At 45.0% G+C, this 20694-nt stretch carries 13 protein-coding genes and 2 rRNA genes (1 of these 15 running past the window's edge); 7 read left to right on the top strand and 8 right to left on the bottom strand.

Annotation, left to right across the window (positions count from 1 at the left end; all coding sequences use genetic code 11):
- Positions 1-138: 138 nt before the first annotated feature.
- Positions 139-1437 (top strand): hypothetical protein, encoded by a 1299-nt coding sequence (locus ASG33_RS00085; RefSeq protein ID WP_229238514.1) that lies wholly within the window; start codon positions 139-141, stop codon positions 1435-1437.
- Positions 1434-2705 carry a hypothetical protein gene (locus ASG33_RS00080; RefSeq protein ID WP_056279077.1) on the top strand — a complete coding sequence of 424 codons (1272 nt, stop codon included), beginning with the start codon at positions 1434-1436 and terminating at the stop codon, positions 2703-2705. The genes ASG33_RS00085 and ASG33_RS00080 overlap by 4 nt, the downstream gene beginning before the upstream one ends.
- A 53-nt stretch (positions 2706-2758) precedes the next feature.
- On the opposite strand, the gene serS is transcribed toward ASG33_RS00080, so the two are convergent.
- From serS to glyA, 5 genes are all read right to left on the bottom strand, one after another.
- A complete protein-coding gene (gene serS, locus ASG33_RS00075; protein WP_056279075.1) occupies positions 2759-4051 on the bottom strand; it encodes a serine--tRNA ligase in 1293 nt (430 codons plus the stop codon).
- Between the two features lie 19 nt (positions 4052-4070).
- A complete protein-coding gene (locus ASG33_RS00070; protein WP_056279073.1) occupies positions 4071-5429 on the bottom strand; it encodes an aspartate kinase in 1359 nt (452 codons plus the stop codon).
- Between the two features lie 92 nt (positions 5430-5521).
- Positions 5522-6028 (bottom strand): 6,7-dimethyl-8-ribityllumazine synthase, encoded by a 507-nt coding sequence (gene ribH / locus ASG33_RS00065; protein WP_056279071.1) that lies wholly within the window; start codon positions 6026-6028, stop codon positions 5522-5524.
- Between the two features lie 97 nt (positions 6029-6125).
- Positions 6126-6827, bottom strand: coding sequence for a tetratricopeptide repeat protein (locus ASG33_RS00060; protein ID WP_056279069.1), 702 nt, complete (start codon positions 6825-6827; stop codon positions 6126-6128).
- A gap of 219 nt (positions 6828-7046) precedes the next feature.
- A complete protein-coding gene (gene glyA, locus ASG33_RS00055) occupies positions 7047-8351 on the bottom strand; it encodes a serine hydroxymethyltransferase (RefSeq protein ID WP_056279067.1) in 1305 nt (434 codons plus the stop codon).
- Positions 8352-8683: 332 nt separating this feature from the next.
- On the opposite strand from glyA, the gene nagB reads away from it, so the two are divergent.
- Complete coding sequence (gene nagB / locus ASG33_RS00050; protein WP_056283038.1) at positions 8684-10624, top strand: glucosamine-6-phosphate deaminase; 1941 nt, start codon at positions 8684-8686, stop codon at positions 10622-10624.
- An 86-nt stretch (positions 10625-10710) separates the two neighbouring features.
- Here the strand turns inward: nagB and ASG33_RS25910 are convergent, their stop codons facing one another.
- Positions 10711-10875: a hypothetical protein gene (locus ASG33_RS25910; protein WP_169739274.1), complete on the bottom strand. Its 165-nt coding sequence runs from the start codon at positions 10873-10875 to the stop codon at positions 10711-10713.
- A 243-nt stretch (positions 10876-11118) separates the two neighbouring features.
- Between ASG33_RS25910 and mutL the strand changes: the two genes are divergently transcribed.
- The 4 genes from mutL (at position 11119) to dxs (ending at position 16793) form a co-directional block, all read left to right on the top strand.
- Positions 11119-13008: a DNA mismatch repair endonuclease MutL gene (mutL, locus tag ASG33_RS00045; protein ID WP_056279065.1), complete on the top strand. Its 1890-nt coding sequence runs from the start codon at positions 11119-11121 to the stop codon at positions 13006-13008.
- A gap of 54 nt (positions 13009-13062) precedes the next feature.
- On the top strand, positions 13063-13848 hold the full coding sequence (locus ASG33_RS00040) for a rhomboid family intramembrane serine protease (RefSeq protein WP_056279063.1): 786 nt from the start codon (positions 13063-13065) through the stop codon (positions 13846-13848).
- Between the two features lie 2 nt (positions 13849-13850).
- On the top strand, positions 13851-14765 hold the full coding sequence (locus ASG33_RS00035; RefSeq protein WP_056279061.1) for a rhomboid family intramembrane serine protease: 915 nt from the start codon (positions 13851-13853) through the stop codon (positions 14763-14765).
- Between the two features lie 84 nt (positions 14766-14849).
- Complete coding sequence (gene dxs, locus ASG33_RS00030) at positions 14850-16793, top strand: 1-deoxy-D-xylulose-5-phosphate synthase (protein ID WP_056279059.1); 1944 nt, start codon at positions 14850-14852, stop codon at positions 16791-16793.
- A 1439-nt stretch (positions 16794-18232) separates the two neighbouring features.
- Here dxs and rrf read toward each other — a convergent pair.
- Positions 18233-18344, bottom strand: a 5S ribosomal RNA gene (gene rrf / locus ASG33_RS00025).
- Between the two features lie 134 nt (positions 18345-18478).
- A 23S ribosomal RNA gene (locus ASG33_RS00020) occupies positions 18479-20694 on the bottom strand (it continues 606 nt past the right edge of the window).

The raw sequence follows: 20694 nt of genomic DNA, 5'->3' as shown, positions 1-20694 counted from the left end.
TTGTCGACTTATTGAACGTTGATTGAAATAATGATCATTATCAAAAATAATTTTTTGCCGAACAGCAGACAAGCATACTATTCCATTGGATTAAATCTTTGATATTAGCTACTCATTATCAGTAAACTTGTTTTAAGTTTGCGGCTTGATTACGTCAGATTGCAGATGCCGATTCTTACCATTTTTTACATTAAGCTCCTCATTAATCTTGGGTTAACGCTCGGAATAATTTGGGCAGTTACCAGGTCCGATCTTTTCTCGCGTTGGCAGTCAGGGAATGATAAATTAGTTTTTGGACTGGGGTTTTTACTTCTCCGGCTCATTCCGTACATCGGGATATTCCTGATAGTCAACGAAGATCCCCGGGGAGATATTCCTTTTTTCTTTTACAAAGCAGAAGCCGCAAAAGCAGGCGGTTTCGTTTATCGCGATTTCTGGTCCTACCACGCGCCACTTTACGCTTATATCATCAGCTTGCCTGTCTGGATCTGGCACAATGCACGCGCGATCGTACTTTTTATGGTTTTAATGGAGTCCGGAATTCTTTGGCTTACTTATAAAACTTACAAGGAACGATCTTCAAAAGCATTACAGCTCGCTATCATTTACTACCTGTTGCCCGCGGGCTTTATGTACATTTTGGTTGACGGACAGGAGGAAGTGTGGTTCTGGGGCGCAGCGCTGCTGCTGTGGCGCTATACGCTCAAACGTACTGACAATTATGAAGTGGGACTAGGTATACTCTACGCCATTTTCCTGTTGACAATCAAAGTTACATTCATTTTCCTGCTGCCTGCTATTTTGGTTTTGGTTAAAAAGCCTGTGAAAATGCTGCTGGTTATGGCTGCTATCGGCTTGCCGGCAGTAGGCTTCCTTTACTGGCAGATCGGCGATTTGTTCCTGATGCCGATCCGACATACAGAACAGTTGATGACGCCCAACCTCTTTTCAATCGGAAGACCGTTTATCGAGCTGATCGTTCCGATTGACGAGAAAAACTCTGGGATGATCAACTGGTTTGGCTTGCTCTTCACCGTTTTTGTACCGGTTTACATGGCCTTCAAATCGCGGCACCGGCACATCAATGAGGTACTCCCAGGTATTTTCGTTGCCTGTTTTGTTTGCATGATGATTTTCCAGGCCAGCGCAATGGGCGCTTATCTGATCGCTTATTTAATGGCTGTTTTATTTGAGATTATTGATATCCGCAAAACTTTCCATGTGGTGGTTTTGCTGCTGCTGAACTGGCTGACAGTCGTGCAACCCTTTGTTTGGGTATATATCAAACAGCCTGCATATACTTCTCTGGGCATGTTCAGCGACTTATCATACCTGTTTGAATACATTCTTGAAATACTGAATGTGCTCTGCTTCCTCTGGATTTTGCGGGAAACATATCGCAAGATTGTTCCTTCCAAAAACACGGTACTGGCATGAGTATAATCCTCGCCAAACTAGGCATCAGCCTACTCTGCGTCCTTTTTGTATGTATCCTGCTGTTTTTCAAAACCAGGATACAGCAGTGGCTCGAATCGAAATCTGCAAGAGCTACTCTTCTGGTCAGCTGGCTTTTACTGCGCTTGATTCCTTTCCTGGTCATTTACATTGCAGCAGGTATGGAGCCCACTTCCGATGTAAACGGATTTTGGGACGAAGCGAGCAAGGCTTCACTGGGCCAGGTTGTATATCGTGACTTCTGGTCGCCGTACTCGCCGCTGTATGCTTACTTTTTAGGTATCTGGTTGAAAATCTGGTTCAATGCGAAGATGATCGTGTTTACAATGGCAGTAATGGATGGAGTTGCATTACTGGCCAGCTACCATTTTTTCAGACCTTTTTTCACAAAGGGAAAATTCCTGTTTCTCGCTATCATTTACCTGCTGCTGCCAGGTTCGCTTGTACTATGTGTAATCGGTGCACAGGAAGATGTCTGGATGTGGTTGTTCGTCATACTTGCCTACCTCGTCCGCGAGCGTACATTACGCGTTGAATGGTATGCAGTTATTCTGGCGATCGGGCTTCTCACTACCAAGGCAATTTTCGTATTAATACTAATACCGCTTTTTCTTCTTGAAAAAGAGAAGATGCGCATGCTAATTCCGATGGCGATTATCGGAGTTATCTCCCTCGGGATCTTATATCCGCTGGTTGGCTGGGAATTTATGCAGCCGCTCGATGAAGCAAAAACGCTTCGCGCACCTAACATTCCTGCCATTATCAACCCCTGGTTTAATAACGAAATCGGTGTCGGGGAGAAATTCTGGAATTGGATCGGGCTTGCTTTGTCTGTCGGACTAGCTACCTTTTCAGCCTGGCGAATGCGTCATTTTGACTTCCGGATCATGCTGTCAAGAGTCTGGATCGTCTTGTATGCGACTATGATGATCGTGCAGCAAAGTGCGTATAGCAACTACATTTTCCTCTTCCTCTTACCGCTCGTTTTTGTTACCATTAATTGGAAAAACAAAACGCAGCTGGCGATCTTCTTTATTTATAACATACTGTGCGTCGTACACCCTTCTTTCTGGTGGCGGCTCGGTATGCCGTGCTATATGACGCCGGGAGATACATTTGCCTCTTCACAATTGCTGATAGACTATTCCATGCAGGTCTGCATTGTATTCATGACGGGCTACTTAATCTGGCTGGCATTTCCAAAAAGCAACGAAGCTCCGCCGAAATCGACGATTTACGGTAGTATATAAAACAAGAAAGGCGCTCATGAACGAGCGCCTTTCTTGTTTCAAACTAACTAAGTCTATTCGATTGTGTCAAAACCGCAGTAAGGTACAAGCACATCCGGCACCTTCACAGTCCCGTCTGCCTGCTGGTTGTTTTCCAGCAATGCAGCCAAAATACGGGGCAATGCCAGCGCAGATCCATTCAGTGTATGAAGCAGCTGCGTCTTCTTATCAGCGCCTTTGAAACGCAATTTCAGCCTGTTTGCCTGGTAAGTCTCGAAGTTGGACACAGAACTGCATTCCAACCACCGCTCCTGCCCGGCTGACCATACTTCGAAGTCGTAAGTAAGTGCAGATGTGAAGCCCATATCCCCGCCGCAAAGTCGCAGGATCCGGTACGGAAGTCCAAGCTTGCCAAGCAGGCTTTTCACATGTGCAACCATTTCGTCCAGCGCCTTGTATGATTCCTCCGGCTTGTTGATCTGCACGATTTCCACCTTATCAAACTGGTGCAGGCGGTTCAACCCGCGCACATGCGCACCCCAGCTTCCGGCTTCACGACGAAAACAGGGCGTATATGCTACGTTTTTAACGGGCAGTTCACTTTCAGCAACAATTACGTCACGGTATAAGTTGGTCACAGGCACTTCGGCAGTCGGGATCAGGTACAGATCGTCCGCGGCATCATGGTACATTTGGTCTTCTTTATCCGGCAACTGGCCCGTTGCAAAACCCGAATCTGCATTCACTACGATCGGAGGCTGCACTTCTGTGTAACCTGCTTTTCCAGCTTCATCCAGGAAGAAAGCGATCATAGCCCGCTGCAAACGCGCTGCCTTTCCTTTATACACCGGAAAACCGGCACCAGTAATTTTATTGCCAAGTTCAAAATCAATAATCGGAGCCTGGCTCTTGCCCAATTTCTTGATCAGCTCCCAATGCGGCAATGCACTCTGATGCAGCGAAGGTTTGATACCTTCCTCCAAAACAGTCACATTGTCCTCAGCAGTTCTTCCCTCAGGCACACTCTCGTGAGGTAGGTTAGGCAGCTTTACCAGCTCTTCAAGCAGCGATTTTTCAACTTGCTTGTGCTCCTCGTCGAGTGCCCTGGATTTCTCTTTTAAAGTCGCTGTAACAGCTTTCGCTTCTTCCGCTTCGGCCGACTTTCCTGCTTTCATCAGCGCACCGATTTCGCGGGCCTGATTGTTGGACGCGGCCAGAGTTTCATCCAGCTCCTGCTGGATTTCCCGCCGTTTTTTGTCAAGATCAAGTATTCTTTCTACCGCCTGCTCTGCATCTTTAAAATGCTTTTTTGTAAGCCCGGCAATAGTAAGTTCCCTGTTTTCGCGTATGAAGTTGGTTTGTAACATTTCAGGTTAAATATCTTTCTTATGGTGCAGTGAAAATATCCTTCATTGCATCCTCGTAATAAAATAATCTTTCATTAAGTACATTCAGCGCTTCGGCCTTGTATTTCGAATGAATCAATAAAGAAAGATTGTGTTCAGACGCTCCGTACGAAATCATTCGTATTGGTATATGTTTCAGAGCATCAAGCACTTTCAATGCAATACCTTCTTTATCGGCACTGAAATTACCTACAATGCAAATGATGTTCTGATCTACATCGTGTTCTTCCAGATCAGCGAACTCCCGAAGTTCAGCAGTGATTTTATCCAGATTCTCCGAGTTATCAATTGTTACCGAAACAGACACTTCCGAGGTAGTGATCATATCTACGGGCGTCTTGTATTTTTCAAATACTTCAAACACCCTGCGAAGGAATCCGTAAGCATTCAGCATACGGGTCGAGTGAATGTAAATTGCCGTGATATTATCTTTCGCGGCAATCGCTTTAATCTCTCTGTCCGAAGTTTGATTGGCGATCAATGTACCAGGGGCTTCCGGCTGCATTGTATTTTTCAGACGAACCGGAACTCCTCTCAGTTTAGCCGGTGTAATGGTACTTGGATGTAAGATTTTAGCTCCGAAGTACGCCAGTTCAGCGGCTTCTTCAAAAGTCAGCTCGCGAATCGGGAATGTGCGTTTTACAATCCTGGGATCATTATTATGCATTCCGTCAATGTCAGTCCAGATCTGGATTTCATCAGCGCGGATCGCACCCCCAATCAGTGAAGCAGTATAATCCGAGCCTCCCCTTTTCAGGTTATCAACTTCCTCCCTCGGGTTTCTGCATATAAATCCTTGTGTGATAATGGTAGCTTTATCAGGGTACTGGTTCAGGATCGTTACCAGCTTATCTTCAATCACCGAAAGCTCAGGTTCTCCATCGGCATCAATGCGCATGAAATCAAGCGCCGAAAGCAGTACCGAGTTATCGCCTTTCTCTTCAAGGTACGCCTGGAACATTTTGGTACTTAGTATCTCCCCTTCCGCAACCAGTTCCTTATCCTGTTTGATCGTGAATGGCTTTATTCCCACAAGCGATTTAATGTAGCCAAACTCCGTATCCACAATCTCCTGTCCCTTTTGCAGCGACTCAGGTGTAGAATAAAGCTCTTTTACAAAAAGTGCATAATGCGTTTTAAGGTCGTCGATCAACACAGCCGCTTTGGCATCATCAAATGATTTTACAGCCTCACCGATCGCGATCAATGCGTTAGTCGAGCCTGATAGCGCAGACAGAACAACGATTTTCCGATTAGAATCACTTTTGAGGAGTTCGCGGATGGAATGCATACGCTCAGGCATGCCTACCGACGTACCGCCAAATTTCCAGACTTGCATAATGTAATGATTGAATGATTAAATTTTGAATGACTGATATAGGTCACGAATTGTTCAGAGGTGATTCTCAATTCATAACGAGATCTTAATCGTTAGAAGTTGTATCCCTGTGCTACCTGCGCATAAAGTCCCAGCATTTTAATAGCAGTCATCGCAGCTTCGTCCCCTTTATTTCCATGAACGCCACCCGCACGGTCCAAAGCCTGCTCCATGGTATTTGGCGTCAGCACACCGAAGATCACCGGCTTGTCTGTTTTGAGACTTACATTGGTAATTCCCTGAGCTACCGCGTGATTGATGTAATCGTTGTGTTTCGTTTCACCCTGAATAACAACTCCCAACGCGATTACTGCGTCTACATTCGGACGCTGGGCAAACCATTGCGAAGCCAATGTAAGCTCGAAGCTTCCGGGAACATTGCCACGCTCAATGTTTTCAGGAGCGGCACCATACTGGATTAATGTCTGATATGCTCCTTCAAACAGTTTCTCTGTCACTTCCGAATTCCATTCTGCTACAACGATCGCGAACCGCTTTGAGGTGATATCAGGTAGCCCCTCGGTATTAAACACACTTAAATTCTTATCTGCGCTGGACATTGCTTTATAGTCTAATCGTGGATTGTTCGATAAAATGAATAAAAAAAGGATAAAACCACGTCGGCTTTATCCTCTTTCAGAACAGAATGGTTAACCATTATTTGCCGACCTGTCCTTCTAATAACCCCATGTATTTCTTGGCATTTACCACTTCCGTCGAAAGCGGGAAATCCTCAACCACACGTTTATAGGAAGCAACTGCATCAGCTGCCTTTCCAGCTTTTTCCTGAGCCAAAGCAAGCTTCATCAGGTATACTGGTGTAAAATATTCGTTTTTCTCGTAATCAGCAGCTTTCTGGTAATAAGAGATTGCCTCAGCAGCCTGATTTTTCTCCATGTAAGCATCTCCGATCAACGACTGAGCACGGGCATGAATGAGCAAGTCAGAAGAGCTGAAAGATTTCAGGTGATCGATTGCTTCATCGTATTTGCCTTGTTTAAGCAATGCAACACCGGCGTAGAAATTAGCAAGATTACTTGCGTCGGTACCTTTGTAGCTATCAGCAATGGAAAGCAAACCTTCATTTCCTCCGCTTCCGTTCAACGCTTTTTGCAATGAATCCGCTTCGAAATCGTACACAACACTTGCTAATGCATTTTGAGCTGTTCCCTCCTGGCTGTCAATGTAAAAGCGATAGCCGGCGAATGCAACGATTGCAACCAGTATCGCTCCTCCAATCCCTAAAACAACTTTGCGGTTCTTGATGAAAAAAGCTTCGGCCTTGTTAATCTGACCAGCTAATGCTTCCGGAGTTTCGATAATTTCAATCCCCGGTTCACCCGCGTTTTTCTTGCTCATATCAATTAATTCAATTTTGGAGTGCAAAGTTATGAAAACTTTATTAAGTCAAAACAAGTTGTAGCACAATTCTTTGTATTCCGCTGGCGCTGTTCTTCAATATTATTTATAGCTATAATGAAGTTTGCATTTCACAATCCGTTTGTTGTTCTGAATAAAACAAAAAGCGTGAAGGCTGTTTACCTCCACGCTTTTCCTTATCTGAGTTTCTTAAAATTATCAGACGTATAACGGGAATTGTTTCATCCAATTATTTACTTCGTCTTTAACAGAAGCGATTTTTGAGTCATTATCGTGATTAACAAGCACGGTATCAACGAGATCAACAATCCGCTCCATATCTCCTTCAATCAATCCGCGTGTTGTCATTGCAGCTGTTCCTACACGGATCCCTGAGGTTACCATCGGAGATTTATCATCAAACGGTACCATGTTTTTATTGATAGTGATATCCGCTTTGATCAACGTGTTTTCTGCCAGCTTACCTGTCAACCCCGAATCCACGCCATTCTTTGTACGAAGATCGATCAGCATCAGGTGATTATCTGTACCTCCTGAGATGATGCGGTAGCCTTTTTCTACAAATGCTTTGGCCATTGCCTGCGCATTGCGTGCAACCTGCGTTGCGTAGTTATAGTAACCTTCGCTCAATGCTTCTCCAAATGCAACTGCTTTTGCAGCAATGATATGTTCCAATGGACCGCCTTGTGTACCCGGGAACACACCTGAATCCAGCAGGGACGACATTGTTCTTAATTGTCCTTTTTGTGTTTTAATGCCAAACGGATTCTCAAAATCATTCCGCATCATAATTACTCCACCTCTTGGTCCGCGCAATGTTTTGTGCGTGGTAGTAGTTACAATGTGGCAATGGTCGAAAGGATCTTTCAAAAGTCCCTTTGCGATAAGACCAGCCGGGTGGGAAATGTCTGCCATCAGAATAGCACCTACCTGATCAGCGATTGCTCTCAAACGCTCGTAATCCCAGTCACGGCTGTATGCAGATGCGCCGCAGATCAACAGCTTCGGGCGCTCTTTCAATGCAGTTGCTTCTACCTTATCCCAGTCAATCAGACCAGTTTCAGCTTCAACGCCGTAAAATACAGGCTGGAAGTACTTACCTGAAATATTAACAGGCGAACCATGCGTAAGGTGACCACCGTGAGCCAGGTTGAAACCCATGATTTTATCACCTGGATTCAAACAAGCCAAGAACACTGCAGTATTTGCCTGTGCACCTGAATGCGGCTGTACGTTAGCCCAGGTTGCTCCAAACAGTTCTTTTAACCTGTCTATTGCAATTTGTTCAATTTCATCAACTACTTCGCAGCCGCCATAGTAGCGCTTGCCAGGTAGTCCTTCTGCATATTTGTTAGTCAATACACTACCGGAAGCTTCCATAACCTGACGGGAAGTGAAGTTTTCAGAAGCAATAAGCTCTATACCTGATTCCTGACGGTGCTTTTCCTTGTTGATCAGATCGAAAATGGTAGTGTCACGTTCAACGCTGGTGATGGTAGACATGAATGTATTTTTATGATATGGACTGAAGATGCCGCAAAAATACGAGCATTTCTTTTGTAATAAAATATAACTCCTTACTTTATGTTTCCGGTGATTTAAGAGGTTGCGGTACTAGTCACTATTAAATCTAAATCAGTAATTTTGAGAATGGAAGTTGTTTTTAAATTATTTTAAGAATATCAACTTTGTGTCGTATTTTTGCGGCGAATATTGCTGTGTGGTCGAACACTCGCGCTATATTGCAGGATATTTCTCTCTCGATCTATTCAAACTCTTAATAATAAATCCAAGTAAGTATGAGCCAACAAACGGTAAGTCCGCAGACAATACTGATGCAAGCTTCAAACAACGGAAAAGGTACAAACGGCACCATTGGGCAGCCCATTACCTACGAAAAAATTCCAACCCAGATATTTGCTGATTCTAAAGAAGCTTCCTACGCAGTTGCCAAGGAAATTGCTGATTTGATTCGCCAAAAGCAAAAAGAAGGTAAGCCTTGCGTGCTGGGACTTGCCACCGGATCTTCTCCCAAAACAGTTTATGCGCTTCTTGTAAAAATGCATAAGGAAGAAGGATTGAGCTTTAAAAACGTGATTTCTTTTAACCTCGACGAATACTATCAAATGGAGCCTGATTCCATTTATAGCTATCACAGGTTCATGAAAGAGCAGTTGTTTGACCATGTTGATATCGCAAAAGAAAATTACTTCCTACCGGATGGTACCGTTCCCGCTGCTTTGCTGCGCGACTACTGTACTTCTTACGAAAACAAAATCAATGCAGTAGGCGGACTGGACTTCCAGCTACTTGGTATCGGTGGAAACGGGCACATTGGTTTTAATGAGCCAGGATCTCTTATCAATTCACGTACAAGACTGATTACACTCGATCATTCAACCCGGGTAGCTGCTGGAATGGAATTCGGCGGATTGCATAATGTTCCCCGCAAAGCAATTACGCTGGGTGTAGCTCCTATATTAAATGCAAGAAGAATTGTACTGCTTGCATGGGGTGAGAGAAAAGCTTCGGTAATCCGCGGAGCTGTGGAAGGTCCCGTAACTGAACTGAACCCGGCTTCCTACTTGCAGGCGCACCCGGACGTTTCTTTTGTATTGGATGAAAGTGCCGCTTCCGAGCTGACCAGAATTAAAACACCTTGGGCTGTTGATTCTGTGATCTGGGATAATAAAATGATCAAAAAGGCTGTAACACATTTGTCTAAAGTGCTTTGCAAGCCGATCTTGAAACTTACAGATAAAGATTACAATGACAATGGTATGAGCGATTTGCTTGCCCAGTATGGTGCGGCTTATGAGATCAATATCAATGTATTTAATCAATTGCAGCATACTATTACCGGCTGGCCCGGAGGCAAGCCCAATGCAGACGATACCTACCGTCCGGAAAGGGCGCAGCCTACTAAAAAGCGTGTTCTGATTTTCAGCCCGCACCCTGATGACGACATTATTTCAATGGGTGGTACCTTCCAGCGGCTTGTTGACCAGGGTCACGAAGTACACGTTGCCTACCAGACTTCCGGTAACATCGCGGTTGCAGATGACGAGGCGCTCCGCTTTATTGATTTCGTAGTGGATTTTAATAAAGGTTTTGGAATTGATAGTCCGGATGCAAACAAGCTTTTCCTCGAAGCCAAAGAGTTTTTGAAACATACAAAAGACAGCGAGATTGATACACCTGAGATCCGCAAGGTAAAAGGATTACTTAGAAGGGGCGAAGCCAAAGCAACCTGCCGTTTTGTTGGGATTCCAACAAGCCAGGCTCACTTCCTGGATATGCCATTTTACGAAACAGGTACCGTTCAGAAGAAACCGATCGGTGAAGAAGATATCAAGATCATTGAAAACCTGATCGAAGAAATCAAGCCGCACCAGATATATGCTGCCGGCGACTTTGCCGATCCGCACGGAACGCATAAGGTTTGCTGGGATGCGATCGAAGCTGCATTACAGCGCTCGAAGCATAAGAATTTCATGAAAGACTGCTGGGTTTGGCTATATCGTGGCGCTTGGGCAGAGTGGGATATTTATGAGATCGAAATGGCAGTTCCGATGAGTCCTGACCAGGTTTTGAAAAAACGCCAGGGTATTTTCAAACACCAGTCTCAAAAAGATGGTGTTGTATTTCAGGGAGAAGATTCGCGCGAGTTCTGGCAGAGAGCCGAAGAAAGAAACCGGGGAACAGCGCACTTGTACGATTCACTCGGTCTCGCTGAATATGAAGCAATGGAAGCCTTCGTCAGGTGGAAATTCTAAGATAGATTGCAACAAAACAAGCCCGGAATATCCGGGCTTGTTTTGTTTTATAGCAAAATGTAAAAATATCTGTCTACTAACTTATTCTACAACTCCATGTCCATCCACATTCTTTGCGCCATCTTTTCAACCATGTTCATGATTCCTTGAAAAGCGCCAAAAATGATGCACAATGGCAAAATGACCGGAAGGAATATCAGCCATTGCAGAGCCATAGTGAAATTGAATCTTTTAAAAATTGGCGTTTTCATAGTTGGATCGGGTTAATACTCACGAGTTTAGTTTCCCAAGTTATACAAATTAATTCTAGGACACAACGATTTTGGAGCAAAATCAAGAAAATTTCTGAATCTTTTCAATAAATAATGTGATTATTCTTCATTAACATTTCCTCTCAACACTTTCGTTCAAATGCACTCCTCTTTACATTCAAAGAACCGGTTGCGAAAATTTTTGTTTATTTGTTATAGTAAAATAGTCATCCCCCATTCACTATGCCGTCTCCCGACATTATACAACTACTGCCTGATTCTATTGCAAATCAAATTGCGGCGGGGGAGGTTGTGCAACGTCCCGCGTCGGTTGTAAAGGAGCTCCTTGAGAATGCAATTGATGCGCATGCTACCCAGATACAGGTTGTTCTGAGAGAGGCTGGCCGTACTTTGATCCAGATTATAGATAATGGTTCCGGTATGTCCGAGACGGACGCCAGGATGTCATTTGAAAGGCACGCTACGTCTAAAATCAGGAAATCGGAAGATCTGTTTAGTATCCGCACAATGGGTTTCAGAGGCGAGGCACTGGCATCCATTGCGGCAGTTGCACAGGTGGAGCTGCGTACCCGCCAGGAAGGCGACGAACTAGGTACATTGATCCGTATTGACGGTTCCGAGATCAAAGCGCAGGAAAGCATTGCCGCTGTAAAAGGCACAAACCTGTCGGTCAAAAATCTTTTCTTCAATGTTCCGGCGAGACGAAATTTCCTGAAATCCAATTCTGTCGAAATGCGGCACGTTCTCGACGAGTTTCAGCGCGTTGCATTGTCGCACCCAGAGGTAAGTTTTACATTACATCATAACGATACAGAGGTTTTTAACCTACAACCGGCCAAGCTTGTTCGCCGCATTGTAGATATATACGGAAAGAGTTACCGGGAGCAGCTGGCATTCTGCCAGGAAGATACTTCTTACGTAAGTGTCAGAGGCTACATTGGGAAGCCGGAATTCGCACGCAAAACGCGCGGTGAACAGTTTTTCTTTGTCAATGACAGGTATATCAAGCATAGTTACCTGCACCACGCCGTGATCAGCGCATTTGACGGTACTATCCCGGATGGTAGCCACCCATTTTATGTCCTGTTTCTTGAAATAGATCCTTCGCATATCGATATCAATATTCATCCGACAAAAACGGAGATCAAATTTGATGATGAGAAATCGGTTTATGCCATTGTAATGGCTGCTGTTAAAAAGGCAGTCGGGGTTTACAATTTTTCACAATCCATCGATTTTGACGATAATGTAAATTTCTTCAATCAAGGCGCCGGCACAGACCCTGGACTTAGTTTCGTCCCTCGCACCGTAATGCCTGACTGGGCAGCGCAATCCAAAAAAAGTGACAATGGACCTACAAAGTCTAACCTGACTAATTGGAGCAAGCTGTTTGAAGGACTTCAAAATACAGAAGACCGTGGTCGCGAATTGGCTGCGTTTGAAGTAAGTCCGGTTACTGTTTCACGACCAGCCTATCACGAAGAATCAAAGACAGTAGCCAGCAAGATCAATAGAATGGCGTCTGAGGTAATCTCTGCGCCTGAAAGTGATGCAGTGTTATTCCAGCTGCATAACAGATACATTCTGTCCCAGGTTAAAGACGGAATAATGCTGATCGATCAGAAAGCCGCGTACGAACGAATTTTATACGAAAGATATCGTAAGATGCTGATTAACAGAAGCGGTGCATGTCAGCAACTGCTTTTCCCAAAAAGGATCAGGCTGACGCATTCGGATATGCAGCTTGTTAAAGAGACTAAGAAGGAAATCCATAGTCTGGGCTTTGAATTTGACGAGTTTGGGGCCAATGAGCTGATTATTCGTGGAATTCCGGCAGATCTTCCGGAGGAAAGCGAGCAGGATCTTTTCGAGGAGTTGATTGAGCAGTTGAAGCAGAGCTATTCAGATCTTAAATTGAATAAACCTGAAAGTCTCTCCCGCTCGCTCGCACGGCGGTTTTCGGTGCGGTATGCAGTTAAGCTCTCATTTGTAGAAATCCATACATTGATTGATCAGCTGTTTGCTTCCACTGATCCAAACAGAACCCCTGGTGGCGAGGCCATAATTGTCTTGCTGACCATGGATAAGCTGACGAGCATATTTAAAAGCTAGGAACCAAAAAACAGGCACGTCCCTTTCAAGAATAAACGCTGAATTTAGATTAACATGTTAGCCATAACCCCAACGGTAAGAAATTTACTGATTCTGAATATCCTCTTTTATCTGGTTGATACTAGCTTTCTTAATTTAAGTAACAACTTCTCTCTCAGGTCAGTACTTTCGCCTGATTTCATGCCCTACCAATTTGTGACTTACATGTTTTTGCATGGTAGTCTCGGGCATTTGTTCAGCAACATGTTTGGTTTATTCATGTTTGGCCCGCTGCTCGAAAGAATGTGGGGACCGAAGCGGTTCTTATTTTTCTACTTTTTCACGGGAATAGGAGCCGGACTACTTTTCTCCGGAATTGATTATTTTGAGAACACACAGGTACGTCAAGCTGTTGAAATATATACTCAAAATCCTACACCCGACGGACTGGCTGATTTCATGAGTAAATACGCGAAGGGGATTTATGAATCGACACTGAGTTTTTTAAATAAATTTGAGGAGAATCCGACGAATACCAGTTATATTCAGGATAGTATCAATTTTGTCAATGTCTATTACGAACGCCTGATAAATACACCGATGGTGGGTGCATCAGGAGCAATTTTCGGTATCCTGATGGCGTTTGGTTTATTATTTCCAAATACTGAGCTTTTCCTGCTGTTTGTACCATTTCCTATTAAGGCTAAATATTTCGTCGCCTTCTACGGATTGTACGAATTGTATGCAGGTATTCAAAATGCTCAGTCGGACAATGTAGCGCATTTCGCCCATATCGGAGGAATGCTATTTGCATATATTTTACTGCGTTACTGGGGCACGCAAAAATCAAATTTCTATTGAAGATGAGCAATATTGTTGATGACGTAAAACGTGAATTCGCCAAATCCGAGAATGCACTTGTAAAGATTATATTGATAAACACGGCGGTATTTCTTGTTTTACTGCTATCCAAAATCATTCTGACGCTTTCTCAGGCGTCCGGTATATACCTGCTAGTGATAAACTCACTGCAACTGCCGGCTGCTACCAACGAGTTAATATATAAGCCCTGGACGCTCATTACCTATTTCTTTACACACGACGATATATTTCACATTCTGTTCAACATGCTATTCCTGTACTGGTTTGGCAAGCTGGTGGATGAATATTTAGGTGCAAAAAGGGTAATAGCGCTTTATATGCTGGGTGGAATCGCGGGTGGTCTGGTTTACATTGTGCTCTATAATGTTTTGCCTTATTTTCAGGCTCATATAGAAGGTTCTAGAATGCTTGGCGCATCTGCTGCTGCCTTTTCAGTAGCTGTGGGAGCATCGACATTGCTGCCCAATTATACCTTTAATCTGATATTCCTGGGTCCGATTCGAATCAAATTTATTGCATTGTTCTATATCATTTTGTCACTGGCGCAAACGGTAGGTCCTAATGCAGGTGGAAACCTAGCTCATTTAGGAGGTGCATTCGTTGGTTATATATTCATCAAATTACTGCAAAGCGGTACGGATCTTGGAAAGCCTATCTATGCGATTATGTCGGGTTGGTCAAGAATGTTCAGAAAGCGGCCGGCAATGCAGGTGACGTACAGAGAACGTCAGGTGTATCGCAGCACCAGCGTATATTCTTCTTCATCATCGGGTACGATTGAAATGCCTGACCAAATGGAGATTGATAATATCCTTGACAAGATTTCGAAGTCTGGCTATGAAAGCCTGACTAAGGAAGAGAAACAGAAGTTGTTCAAGGCTAGTCAGCAAAAATAATCACACTTAGCAGCTATTTGCTTAATTTCGCATCAGGTTTGCAGACATTTTAGTGCTCAAAATCTGATTTCAATTCCCCACTGTATGCTTATAACTCCTGGCAAATTGTTAGCTAAAATTGATAGTCCGGAAGACTTACGAAAACTGGATATATCACAACTTCCCACAGTCTGCAATGAACTAAGGCAGTTTATAATTGATAATGTTTCGGTTTACGGCGGACATTTTGGTGCTAGTTTGGGAGTAGTTGAGCTAAGTGTTGCTTTGCATTATGTGTTTAATACACCCGATGATCAGATTGTCTGGGATGTTGGTCATCAGGCTTACGGCCATAAAATTCTGACAGGAAGACGAGATACCTTTCATTCAAACAGAACTTATGGTGGTTTATCAGGCTTTCCCAAACGGAAGGAGAGCATTTATGATGCCTTTGGTGTAGGACATTCATCTACGTCCATTTCTTCGGCATTGGGAATGGCTGTCGCTTCTGCTTTGGAAAAGAACTTCGAAAGACAGCATATCGCAGTTATTGGCGATGGCGCTATGACAGCCGGATTGGCATTTGAAGGCATGAACCACGCAGGTGCCACTGACTCCAACCTGCTGATTATCCTGAATGATAATTGCATGGCCATTGACCCAAATGTGGGGGCTTTGAAGGAGTACCTTACAGATATTACCACATCTCAAACCTATAATAAATTTCGCGACGAAGTCTGGAACCTGCTTGGAAAAATGAGCCACTTTGGAAAAAGTGCGCAGGAAATTGTATCCAAGGTAGAGACGGTAATGAAGACAGCGATCTTGCGGCAGAGTAACCTGTTTGAATCATTAGGTCTGAGATATTTCGGTCCCATTGACGGAAATGATATTAGCCACTTAACTGAGGTTCTACACGATTTGAAAAGTATTCCCGGGCCAAAGCTTTTGCATTGTTTAACTGTAAAAGGCAAAGGTTACGGACCTGCAGAAAAAGACCAGACGAAATGGCACGCTCCTGGCATCTTTGATAAGATTACCGGTGAGATACAAAAGAAAACCTATGATACACCACAAGCCCCGAAATACCAGGACGTTTTTGGACATACATTAGTGGAGCTTGCGAAAGAGAACTCAAAGATTGTTGGTGTTACTCCTGCAATGCCTTCCGGATCTTCCTTGAATATTATGATGGAAGCTATGCCGGATCGCGCTTTTGACGTGGGTATAGCTGAGCAACATGCAGTGACCTTTTCTGCTGGAATGGCAACAAGGGGCGACATTGTCTTTTGCAACATTTATTCGACATTCATGCAACGCTCGTATGATCAGGTAGTGCATGATGTTTGCATTCAGGAATTGCCCGTCATTTTTTGCCTTGATCGTGCTGGCCTTGTGGGCGCAGACGGACCTACGCACCACGGCGTTTATGACATTGCGTACATGCGCTGCATACCTAATATGGTCGTGGCATCGCCGATGAATGAGCAAGAACTAAGAAATATGATGTACACTGCTCAGTTAGCATCATTTCAGGCTGGTAAAAATGCTTTGACCATCAGATATCCTCGCGGAGCAGGTGTAATGCCGCAATGGAAAACTCCATTCGAGGAAATAGAGATTGGACGGGGTAGAAAAATAAAAGGCGGATCTGACGCAGCAATTTTGTCATTTGGCCCACTTGGAAACTTTGCAGCAACAGCTTGCTATTTACTCGAAGATCAAGGAATTTCCGCGGCCTTATACGATATGCGTTTTGCCAAACCCCTCGATAAAAAATTGCTTCTTGAAATTTTCTCTTCTTTCGACCGCATTGTAACCCTTGAAGACGGATGCCTGCAAGGTGGATTTGGAAGCGCTGTACTTGAATTTATGAATGATAGTGGTTATTCCTGTCGGGTAAAGCGTTTAGGAATTCCGGATACTATTATAGAGCACGGCGAACCTCACGAGTTGTATCACGAATGTGGCCTTGACACCGCAGGAATAATTAGCTCCGTTAAAGAGTTAATCGGCACGCAAGATGAACTGCGAACATCGGTATACTAAGCAAAAGAAGAGGGTGTCTCAGTTTTAACGAGGCACCCTCTTTCATTTGCTTTTTAAATTGTCTAAAATGAAGATCTATATAGCCATTCAAAAGCAAATATGCTGTTTTTGTACGTGAAAACGATCGAAGACCTTCGATGCCGCTTGAAAAACAACGGCTTACGATAAGTCCCATGTTAGCAGCGATATCCAGTGTCACTTCTCTTACCTTTCCACGAAGGCGCTTAGGGATTTTCCTCAAAACCTCAATGACCGAGTTAGCTTGCGTGCCTTTGATCAAGCCACCAATGAGCCCTTGCGACCTTTCGCTTCCTTATTAGTCACAACTGTATATAGCTCACCATTGGGTAATGAGGTTTAATCAATGCTTAGACATGAACCTGTGTTTTCTGGGAACAAGAGCCACTCAGGGGCATGCTCTCGTTGATCCCAATCCTTAGGGTCCTTGTATTGCTGTTGAAGCTGTTTGCCGTCTAAGTGGAAGTATTTGCCTAGTTGGAGCAACTTACGGTGCTCTTATTAATACATTGTTTTTAAAAAATCAGCGAACTCTTTTGTCATTCGAGTCCCCCATTGCACTACATTCCAGTCCTTGCTGATAATCTAGCCAGTGCCTTTGACATCTCAGCTCCAATGCTTTATACAGGGCGTAACTTCCGGATTTTTAAATGGGAAATCCTAAATATATATCTCAGCAAGAAAGCCCTTAAACTTTAATTTTTGATCTGTGTATTCAGAAGGAGGAAGAATTTTCTCCTCCAGATAGATATGCAAACTAGTTAGGCTTCAACGATTTTGGAAAGCTCGAAATAATCGAAGATACCCTCAGGTAACAGCGAAGCGGACTAGGGCTAAATAGGACTCTTGCAATGCATTCAATATTGATTCATCACAAAACAAATATTTCTTTATCGCTCCCCAAGTTTTGGGCTGATCCTTCGTCAGTGGCTCTGGCCGGGGTTGGCGTACAACCTAGAACGATGTGAACACCAAGCCATAAGCAACAAAAAAAGACCATCTTTAAGGGATGGTCTTTTGAGATGGTATTGTGGCGACCAGGCTACGCGCCCCGCTTACTTTACCAGGTTTGATCCAAGTATCATCGGCGGTTCTGGGCTGGGCGCCCCCGGCTTAGGCAGNTGGTATTGTGGCGACCAGGCTACGCGCCCCGCTTACTTTACCAGGTTTGATCCAAGTATCATCGGCGGTTCTGGGCTGGGCGCCCCCGGCTTAGGCAGCCCCAGCTTAACTTCTCTGTTCCGGGACGCGTAGTCGGGATGGGAAGAGGTAAGCACAAAAAAAGCCCCACATTTCTGCGGGGCTTTTAATTGCTATGGTATTGTGGCGACTACCTACTTTACCAGGTTTGATCCAAGTATCATCGGCGGTTNGCACAAAAAAAGCCCCACATTTCTGCGGGGCTTTTAATTGCTATGGTATTGTGGCGACTACCTACTTTACCAGGTTTGATCCAAGTATCATCGGCGGTTCTGGGCTTAACTTCTCTGTTCGGGATGGGAAGAGGTGAACACCAGGCCAATAGTCACCAACAAGGTCTTTGAGTTAGAAGTTTAGAGTTGATGAGTTGAGAGTCTATGAGTCTTTACTCATTAACTTTGAACTCATGGACTTTTAACTCCATTTCATGTCATATTGGAAGTAGAAGAGATAGGAAAGAAGATTAAATGTGCAAGCTGTTGGGTAATTAGTACTGCTCAGCTGAATGTGTTTCTACACGTATACCTGCAGCCTATCAACGTCGTAGTCTACAACGACCCTTATGTGGAAGATTCATCTTCGGGCTAGTTTCGCACTTAGATGCTTTCAGCGCTTATCTATTCCCCACATAGCTACCCGGCCATGCTACTGGCGTAACAACCGGCTCACCAGCGGTGGGTCCAACCCGGTCCTCTCGTACTAAGGTCAGCCCCCGTCAATCTTCCTACGCCCACCACAGATAGGGACCGAACTGTCTCACGACGTTCTGAACCCAGCTCGCGTGCCACTTTAATCGGCGAACAGCCGAACCCTTGGGACCTTCTCCAGCCCCAGGATGTGACGAGCCGACATCGAGGTGCCAAACCTCCCCGTCGATGTGAGCTCTTGGGGGAGATCAGCCTGTTATCCCCGGCGTACCTTTTATCCTTTGAGCGATGGCCCTTCCATACAGAACCACCGGATCACTATACCCTGGTTTCCCACCTGCTCGACCCGTCGGTCTCGCAGTCAAGCCTGCTTGTACTATTGCACTCCACACACGGTTACCAAGCGTGTTGAGCAGACCTTTGGAAGCCTCCGTTACACTTTTGGAGGCGACCACCCCAGTCAAACTACCCACCATGCACGGTCTCCGACTTAGTCGGATTAGATCCCAGGCCAGCGAAGGGTGGTATTTCAACGTTGGCTCCCCGATGCCTGGCGACACCGGCTCACAGCCTCCCACCTATCCTACACATCCCTGACCCGAAAACAATGCAAAGCTATAGTAAAGGTGCACGGGGTCTTTCCGTCCCGTGGCGGGTAAGCGGCATCTTCACCGCTACTACAATTTCACCGAGCTCACGGCCGAGACAGTGCCCAGATCGTTACACCATTCGTGCAGGTCGGAACTTACCCGACAAGGAATTTCGCTACCTTAGGACCGTTATAGTTACGGCCGCCGTTTACTGGGGCTTCGATTCAATGCTTCTCTTGCGATGACATCCCCTCTTAACCTTCCAGCACCGGGCAGGTGTCAGGCCCTATACGTCAACTTTCGTTTTGGCAGAGCCCTGTGTTTTTGCTAAACAGTCGCCTGGGCCATTTCTCTGCGGCCTCTCATTTCTGAGGAGGCTCCCCTTCTCCCGAAGTTACAGGGTTAATTTGCCGAGTTCCTTAGCCGTGATTCACTCGAGCACCTTAGAATATTCTTCTCGACTACCTGTGTCGGTTTACGGTACGGGCTGCATACAGCTGATGTTTCAAAAGCTTTTCTTGGAAGCGTCTTCGATGATTCGCTTCGCCCGTAGGCTCCGCTCAACGCACTATTCCGTCAGTACGTACCATCCACGATACTCCGTCACTTCTTCACACTGCATGCAGGGGCAGGAATATTAACCTGCTGTCCATCGGAAGTCGCCTGTCGGCTAGTCCTTAGGCCCCGCCTAACCCTCCGTTGATTAGCATAGCGGAGGAATCCTTAGTCTTTCGGTGTGCGGATTTCTCATCCGCATTATCGTTACTTATGCCTACATTTGCTTTTCCCACCAGTCCAGCACAGCTCACGCTGCACCTTCACCCCTGTGGGAATGCTCCCCTACCGATTGTATTACTACTATCGCATAGCTTCGGTAATATGCTTGATGCCCGTTTATTATCGATGCCCGCCCCGCTCGACCAGTGAGCTGTTACGCACTCTTTAAATGTATAGCTGCTTCCAAGCTAACATCCTGGCTGTCTCTGCAGTCGGACCCCCTTAGTTCAACTTAGCATATATTTTGGGACCTTAGCTGATGCTCTGGGTTGTTCCCCTCTCGGACTGGGACCTTAGCACCCCAGCCCTCACTGCCGTGTATATCATGCCCCATTCGGAGTTTGTCAGAATTTGGTAGGATTTGACTCCCCCTAGTCCTATCAGTAGCTCTACCTGAACATGACTCAACCACGACGCTGTTCCTAAAAACATTTCGGGGAGTACGAGCTATTTCTCAGTTTGATTGGCCTTTCACCCCTACCCACAACTCATCCGAAAACTTTTCAACGTTTACCGGTTCGGTCCTCCACGATGTGTTACCAGCGCTTCAACCTGGTCATGGGTAGATCACAAAGTTTCGCGTCTACAGCCACTGACTAATCGCCCTATTCAGACTCGCTTTCGCTTCGGCTCCTGTTCTTTAAACATTAACCTTGCCAGTAACCGTAA

Origin of the sequence: Dyadobacter sp. Leaf189, from assembly GCF_001424405.1 — a bacterium.
In the GTDB taxonomy this organism is placed as follows: domain Bacteria; phylum Bacteroidota; class Bacteroidia; order Cytophagales; family Spirosomataceae; genus Dyadobacter.
Note: the sequence above shows the minus strand (reverse complement) of the source record. Positions and strands in the feature narration are given on the sequence as shown.

Excerpts from the sequence above, each read along its gene's own strand:
- ASG33_RS00080 (WP_056279077.1), top strand. The coding sequence starts at position 1,434 with ATGAGTATAATCCTCGCCAAACTAGGCATCAGCCTACTCTGCGTCCTT.
- serS (WP_056279075.1), bottom strand. The coding sequence starts at position 4,051 with ATGTTACAAACCAACTTCATACGCGAAAACAGGGAACTTACTATTGCC.
- ASG33_RS00070 (WP_056279073.1), bottom strand. The coding sequence starts at position 5,429 with ATGCAAGTCTGGAAATTTGGCGGTACGTCGGTAGGCATGCCTGAGCGT.
- ribH (WP_056279071.1), bottom strand. The coding sequence starts at position 6,028 with ATGTCCAGCGCAGATAAGAATTTAAGTGTGTTTAATACCGAGGGGCTA.
- ASG33_RS00060 (WP_056279069.1), bottom strand. The coding sequence starts at position 6,827 with ATGAGCAAGAAAAACGCGGGTGAACCGGGGATTGAAATTATCGAAACT.
- glyA (WP_056279067.1), bottom strand. The coding sequence starts at position 8,351 with ATGTCTACCATCACCAGCGTTGAACGTGACACTACCATTTTCGATCTG.
- nagB (WP_056283038.1), top strand. The coding sequence starts at position 8,684 with ATGCAAGCTTCAAACAACGGAAAAGGTACAAACGGCACCATTGGGCAG.
- ASG33_RS25910 (WP_169739274.1), bottom strand. The coding sequence starts at position 10,875 with ATGAAAACGCCAATTTTTAAAAGATTCAATTTCACTATGGCTCTGCAA.
- mutL (WP_056279065.1), top strand. The coding sequence starts at position 11,119 with ATGCCGTCTCCCGACATTATACAACTACTGCCTGATTCTATTGCAAAT.
- ASG33_RS00040 (WP_056279063.1), top strand. The coding sequence starts at position 13,063 with ATGTTAGCCATAACCCCAACGGTAAGAAATTTACTGATTCTGAATATC.
- ASG33_RS00035 (WP_056279061.1), top strand. The coding sequence starts at position 13,851 with ATGAGCAATATTGTTGATGACGTAAAACGTGAATTCGCCAAATCCGAG.
- dxs (WP_056279059.1), top strand. The coding sequence starts at position 14,850 with ATGCTTATAACTCCTGGCAAATTGTTAGCTAAAATTGATAGTCCGGAA.